Source organism: Allobosea sp. ASV33 (genome assembly GCF_016428755.1).
In the GTDB taxonomy this organism is placed as follows: Bacteria; Pseudomonadota; Alphaproteobacteria; order Rhizobiales; family Beijerinckiaceae; genus Allobosea.
In genome coordinates, this window is the sequence record NZ_JAELTI010000183.1 from 1 (window position 1) to 2,574 (window position 2,574).

Annotated in this window: 3 protein-coding genes; all 3 read left to right on the plus strand. The window is 69.0% G+C overall.

The genetic code is table 11. From position 1 onward, the window contains the following. The first annotated feature begins 188 nt into the window (after positions 1-188). Positions 189-653, plus strand: coding sequence for a 3-hydroxyacyl-ACP dehydratase FabZ family protein (locus tag JHD80_RS26910; RefSeq protein WP_199093611.1), 465 nt, complete (start codon positions 189-191; stop codon positions 651-653). Beyond that, entirely contained in the window at positions 650-1,783 is a 1,134-nt protein-coding gene (locus tag JHD80_RS26915; protein ID WP_199093613.1) for a beta-ketoacyl-ACP synthase, read from the plus strand. The genes JHD80_RS26910 and JHD80_RS26915 overlap by 4 nt, the downstream gene beginning before the upstream one ends. Before the next feature lie 11 nt (positions 1,784-1,794). Next, on the plus strand, positions 1,795-2,574 hold a 780-nt coding region (locus tag JHD80_RS26920; RefSeq protein WP_282568453.1), incomplete at its 3' end, for a beta-ketoacyl synthase N-terminal-like domain-containing protein.

Here is a 2,574-nt window from a genome sequence, read left to right on the forward strand (position 1 = left end):
CCCCCCCCCCCCCCCCCCCCCCCCCCCCCCCCCCCCCCCCCCCCCCCCCCCCCCCCCCCCCCCCCCCCCCCCCCCCCCCCCCCCCCCCCCCCCCCCCCCCCCCCCCCCCCCCCCCCTTTTTAGATGTGTATAAGAGACAGCTTCCTCGAAGCGCGGACATGCTCCGAGCCAATCGAGTCAAGGATCGCATGCGTCTCGAATATTTCGACATGATCGACAGGGTCGTGACCTTCGATCCGGCGCAGAAGCGCATCGTGACGCGCTCCACCGTCCCAGCTGAGAGCCCGGTCTTCGAGGGCCACTTCCCCGGCCACCCGCTGGTGCCCGGCGTGCTGCTGACCGAGACCATGGCGCAGGCCTCGGGCTATCTCCTGCTCGGCCTCAATGGGCTCTCGCAGATGCCGTTCCTGATGACGGTCGACAAGGCGCGCTTCCGCACCTTCGTCGAGCCCTGCACCGAGCTGGAAGCCAGCGCCGAACTCGTTATCGAGGGTTCCGGCTACGCCGCGACCAAGGTGAAGCTCACCAGCGAAGACAAGCCGATCTGCGATGCGGAATTGCGCTTCCGCCTGATGCCATTCCCTGCCGATATGCGCGCGCTGATGCTGAGCCGCATCGAGACGATCGGCCTGAAGCCGGAGCCTGCCCCATGAACCGCCGCGACGTGGTCATCACCGGCATCGGCATCGCGTCGAGCCTCGGCGAAGGCGTCGAGGCCCATGCCGCCGCGCTTGCCGCGGGCGGGCCGCCGGTCGTCGATACCGAGAACTTCAAGCCCTACCCGCTCCACCCGCTCAAGCCGCTCGAACTCGATCGGCAAATCCCGAAAAAATCCGACCAACGCCAGATGGAACCCTGGCAGCGGCTCGGCGTCTACACGGCCGGCCTGGCTCTCGATTCAGCCGGGTTGAAGGACGATGCCGAGGCGAAAAGCGCCCTGCAGGTCATCGTCGCAGCAGGCGGCGGCGAGCGCGATCACGCGGTCGACGCGGCGATCCTCGAAGGTCTGCGCGGCGCCAACGAGCCCGGTGCCTTCCTCAACGAGCGCCTGATGAGCGATCTCCGGCCGACGCTCTTCCTCGCCCAGCTCTCCAACCTGCTCGCCGGCAATATCGCCATCGTCCACGGCGTCACCGGCCCGTCCCGCACCTTCATGGGCGAGGAACAGGCCGGCGTCGATGCGATCCGTACCGCTCATGCCCGCATCGCCTCCGGCCAGTCCGACCTGATGCTGGTCGGCGGTGCCTACAATGCCGAGCGCCGCGACATGCTGCTGCTCTTCGAGCTCGGCGGGTATCTGCATCGCGACGATTTTCAGCCGGTCTTCGAGCGCGAAAGCGCTCCGGGCCTGATCACCGGCAGCACCGGCGCCTTCCTCGTGCTGGAATCGGCCGAACGCGCCGCCGCTCGCGGCGCCAGGGCCTATGCCACGCTCAAGCATACCGGCGCCGCCCGCAGCCGCCGCGAGCCCGGCACGGTCCGGTCCGCCTTGGACAACCTGCTCGCTGGCTTCGGCCCGGTCGGCAGCGAGGCGCTTGCCATTTCCGCTGCCACCGGCTGCGCCGGCATCACGGCCGAGGAAGCGGCGGCCATTGCCGCAGCAGCTCCCTCCGCCAAGCGCATCGCTACGGGCGATCTCGTCGGCCATGGCGTCGAGGCCGCCTTCCCGGTTTCCGTCGCTCTCGCGGCCATCGCCCTGTCGGCCGGGCAGGCCAGGGAAGCGATCGTCACCGGCGCCGGCCACTGGCGTGGCGAAGGCGCCGCGCATCTCGTTCAAGCGTGAGGGTTGAAGCCATGACCACGCATCGCGACGCCAAGGGCCGTCCGCTCGTCGCCGTCACCGGCCTGGGTGTCGTCACCTCGCTCGGCCAGGGAAAGGACGCCAACTGGCAGGCCCTGACGGCTGGCCAATCCGGTATCCATCGCATCGACCGCTTTCCGACCGAAGGGTTGAAGACGAGCATCGGCGGCACCGTCGATTTCCTGTTCGACGGCCCGTTCACCGCTCCCCAGCTCTCCGAGAAGCTCGCGACGCTCGCGGCCGAGGAGGCCGTCGGGCAGAGCGGCATCGGCGCGGCCAGGGATTTCCCCGGCGAGCTCTTCATGGCGGTGCCGCCTGTCGAGATGGAATGGCCGCAGAAGCAGGAACTCGCACAGTCGATCGACGGCGATGTCGACTATGACAGCCTGCTGCGCGCCGCCGCGACCCATAAATACAAGGCGATGCACGAGCTCTTCGTCTTCGGCGGCGTCGCCGACCATATCGCCGACCGTTTCGGCACCAAGGGTTCGCCGATCTCGCTCTCGACCGCCTGCTCCTCCGGCGCGACCGCGATCCAGATGGGCGTCGAGGCGATCCGCCGCGGCGATACCCAGGCAGCCCTTTGCATAGGCACCGATGGCTCGATCCATGCCGAGGCGCTGATCCGCTTTTCGCTGCTCTCGGCGCTCTCGACCCAGAACGACCCGCCGGAAGCCGCCGCCAAGCCGTTCTCGAAGAACCGCGACGGCTTCGTCATGGGCGAGGGCGCGGGCGCGCTGGTGCTGGAAGATTACGACCATGCGCTGGCACGC

Excerpts from the sequence above, each read along its gene's own strand:
- JHD80_RS26910 (WP_199093611.1), top strand. The coding sequence starts at position 189 with ATGCGTCTCGAATATTTCGACATGATCGACAGGGTCGTGACCTTCGAT.
- JHD80_RS26915 (WP_199093613.1), top strand. The coding sequence starts at position 650 with ATGAACCGCCGCGACGTGGTCATCACCGGCATCGGCATCGCGTCGAGC.